This window comes from Solicola agrisoli (assembly GCF_049059935.1).
GTDB lineage: Bacteria > Actinomycetota > Actinomycetes > Propionibacteriales > Nocardioidaceae > JAURVT01.
This window is the reverse complement of record NZ_JBMGQR010000138.1, coordinates 1-3,497: the sequence shown is the minus strand read 5'-3', so window position 1 is coordinate 3,497 and position 3,497 is coordinate 1. Positions and strand designations below refer to the sequence as shown.

Sequence of the window (3,497 nt, the reverse complement as noted above, 5' to 3'; positions counted from 1 at the left end):
GCCAGCACCTGGTCCTCGGTGCGCCCGGCGAGCGGCAGCTGGAAGTTGTACTTGGGCTGGCCCGCGGAGAACCCGCCCTCGGTGGGCAGCTCGCGCCAGCCGAGACCGCGCAGCGTGGCAGGGATCGCGGCGGCGACGTCGTCCTGCTCGGTGGCGGGGACGTCGGCGAGCGAGCGCAGCGCGTCGTCGGCGATGGCCTTCTTGATCGTGGCGGCGTCCCAGCGGCGGGTGACGACCGGCGGGCCCATCCGGATGCCGAACGCGCCCTGGCCCCTGAGGTGCTCGCGCATCGGGGTGAGCCAGGCGGCGAGGTCGTCGGCGAACCAGTCGATGACGGGGCCCTCGGGCAGGTAGGCGAGCGTGCGACCGATCTTGGGCAGGCTGCGGTGGAGCACCAGACCGGCACCGACGGGCGCCTGCTGCCCGGCGCGGAACCAGCCGATCGACTCCGCGCGCCACTCGGACTTCACCGCGGCCCAGGCGGGCGTCTGCAGGAAGCTCGCGCTGGGCTGCGTGGCGAGGAAGGCGAGGTGGTCCTCGGGCGTGATCGAGGAGACGGTCAGCGCTGCGGGAGTCACCCCGTCACGCTAGCGGACCCCCGGCGGCTCCCCGAATCGTGCGGCGTGGCCCACACCTGCAGAAATGTTCCCGAACCCGCGTCACGAATCGCGTGGGCCCGCGTCCCTTCATCGACGCAGCACGATCCGAGCTCTTCTCGGGGCGGATCGTGCCAGGTCGGCCGAGGCCCGTCCCGGGGGGAATCGGACGCAGGGGACCGGCTCGGACGGTCGGCAGGTCGAGGGTGGCGGTCGCGGGGGAACCGCCACCCCGGCCGGCCCGCGGAATCCGCGTCGCCCCTCCCGCGTTGTGCCAGGTGTGAACGACACCCGCCTCTCCGTCCTGGACCTCTCGCCCGTCGCCGCCGGACGCACCACGTCCGCCGCGCTGGCCGAGACGCTCGACCTCGCGCGCGCGGCCGAGGCGTTCGGCTACGACCGCTACTGGCTGGCCGAGCACCACAACATCGGCAGCGTCGCCAGCTCCGCGCCGACGGTGATGATCGAGGCGGTGGCCAACGCGACGAGCACGATCCGCGTCGGGTCGGGCGGCATCATGCTGCCGAACTGGTCGCCGCTGGTCGTCGCCGAGACGTTCCGCGTCCTCGAGGCGCTGCACCCGGGCCGCATCGACCTCGGACTCGGACGCGCGCCCGGCACCGACCAGCTGACGGCGATCGCCCTGCGTCGCAGCCGCGAGGCGCTCACCGCCGACGACTTCCCCGAGCAGTACAACGAGCTGCTCGCCTACGTCGACGGCTTCCCGGCCGACCACCCGTTCGCGCCGATCCGCGCGATCCCCGACGACGTCGACCTGCCGCCGGTGTTCATCCTCGGCTCCAGCCTCTACGGGGGCCAGGCCGCCGCGGCGTTCGGCACCGGGTTCGCGTTCGCCGGGCACTTCGGTGCGGCCGACCCCGCCGAGGCCGTCCGCGGCTATCGCGACGGGTTCCGTCCGTCCGCGCGCCGCTCGGAGCCGCACGTGCTGCTGGGCGTCGCGGCGATCGTCGCCGACACCCACGAGCGCGCCGAGCAGCTGGCCCTGGCCAACGACCTGTCGATGGTGCGGCTGATGCAGGGCTCGCCCGGCCCGCTGCCCACGCCCGAGGAGGCCGCGGCGCACCACTGGACCCTCCAGGAGCGCAACCTGGCCAACAGCCGCCGCCACTTCTCCAGCATCGGCACCCCCGCCGAGGTCAAGGACGACCTCGAGCGTCGCGCCAAGGAGGCCGACGCCGACGAGCTGATCGTCGTCACCCAGGTGCACGACGCCGCCGAGCGCATCCGCTCCTACGAGCTGCTCGCCGACGCCTGGTCCTGACGCCGGCGCGTCTCCCCCGTCCGCGATCCGAAGCCTTCGGGTGCTCGAACACCGTGCGTGAGCACCACAAGGCTTCAGGTCGCGGACGAGACGGGCAGGCCGACGGCGCCGACGAGCTCGCGCGAGGAGACCTGCGGGTCCGAGCCGGTGCGCATCCTCCACCCGGCGATGGCCAGCGCGAGGCAGGCCTGGTGGGACGCGTCGTCGAGCGGGACGCCCAGCAGCGACTCGATCCGCTCCATCCGCGCGTAGAGCGACTGCCGGCGGATGCCGAGCACCTGCGCCGCCGCGGCCTTGTTCGACCGTGACCCCAGGTAGGCGTCGACGGTCCGCACCAGGTCGGTGCCGTGCGCCGCGTCGTGCGCGATGAGCGCCCCGAGCTGCTCGGTGATGAAGGCCAGCACCTCCGACGGTGGCAGCCGGGCGAGCAGGCGGTGCGGGCCGAGGTCGCGAGCGAGGACCACCCGCTCGCGCGAGCCGATCCGGCGGGCGAGGCGCACGACCTCCTGCGCCGTCGCCACCGCGGCGGGCACGGTCGACAGCGAGGCCAGGGGCGCGGCCACCCCCACCGCGTGGACGGGCTCGCCCTCGTCGCCGAGGTCGTCGAGCACCGCCGCGACGACGTCGCGGACGCGTCCGGGCTCGGGGCGCACCCACCCCGGCGCGATGACGACGACCTGGTGCCCCTGCCAGCCCACCACCCCGGACCCGAGGCGCGCGGTCACCGCCTGACGGACCGCGGGCACCACCTCGTGCGGGGGCACGCGCACGTCGACGTCGAGCACCGCGACCACGGTGTGCCGTCCCGGGTCGGGGTCCCACCCGGCCTCCCGGCAGGCCGAGGCCACCGCGGCGTCCGACGTCAGCGTCCCGGCGAGCACCTCGGTGACGACGGCCTGCGCCGCCGACGGGCTGCGCACCGACGTGGGCTCGCGTCCCCGCTCGAGGGCGACCGCGACGGCCGCCTGCTCGGCCAGTGCCGACCGTCGGTCGGTGGCGGTGCCCGAGAGCACCAGCCGTCCCACGCTCCCGTGCGGACCCCTCACGTCGGCGGTGGTCGTGGGCCTGCCGTCGGGCTGCTCGTCGGGGCGGCTGCGCTCCAGCACCGTCCCGTCCGGTCCGACGAACCAGACGGTGCTGTCGGCGAGCCGGCCCACCGCGCGCAGCAGCGTGCCCATCCCCTGGCCCGCGACCACGATGCCGAGCAGCTCCTGCCAGACCGGCCCCGACGTGCGCGACGCGGCGACGCGTCGACCCACCACCAGGTCGTGGAAGTCCTCCACGATCTGCTCGAACGGCACCACCTCGTGCAGCGCGAGGAGCACCAGGCCTCGACGTCGCGCGGCCTGCTCGATCTCGGCGGGCATCGTGACGAACGACCGGCCCAGCTCGACCGCGAGCGCGACGCACCCGGCGTCGGCCAGCCGGTCGACGTACGCGGTGAGCTGGGCCGGCGGACGTCCGAGCAGACCGAGCCCGGACGTCAGCAGCACCTCGCCGCCGGCCAGCAGGCCGCCCATCTCGTAGACCTCCGACGAGTGCACCCACCGCACGCTGGTGGTGCGGGGCGACCCGTGCACCACCTCCACGCCCGCCCGTCGGAACGAGGGGGTCGCCAG

At 74.9% G+C, this 3,497-nt stretch carries 3 protein-coding genes; 1 reads left to right on the top strand and 2 read right to left on the bottom strand.

Annotated features, from left to right (window positions below):
• Positions 1-578: lipid II:glycine glycyltransferase FemX (locus tag ACI6PP_RS23030; protein ID WP_421114086.1), on the bottom strand; the 578-nt coding region annotated here is incomplete at its 3' end.
• Positions 579-876: 298 nt separating this feature from the next.
• Here ACI6PP_RS23030 and ACI6PP_RS23025 point away from each other — a divergent pair.
• Entirely contained in the window at positions 877-1,878 is a 1,002-nt protein-coding gene (locus ACI6PP_RS23025) for an LLM class flavin-dependent oxidoreductase (protein WP_421114085.1), read from the top strand.
• 74 nt (positions 1,879-1,952) lie between these two features.
• On the opposite strand, the gene ACI6PP_RS23020 is transcribed toward ACI6PP_RS23025, so the two are convergent.
• Positions 1,953-3,497: PucR family transcriptional regulator (locus ACI6PP_RS23020; RefSeq protein ID WP_421114084.1), on the bottom strand; the 1,545-nt coding region annotated here is incomplete at its 5' end.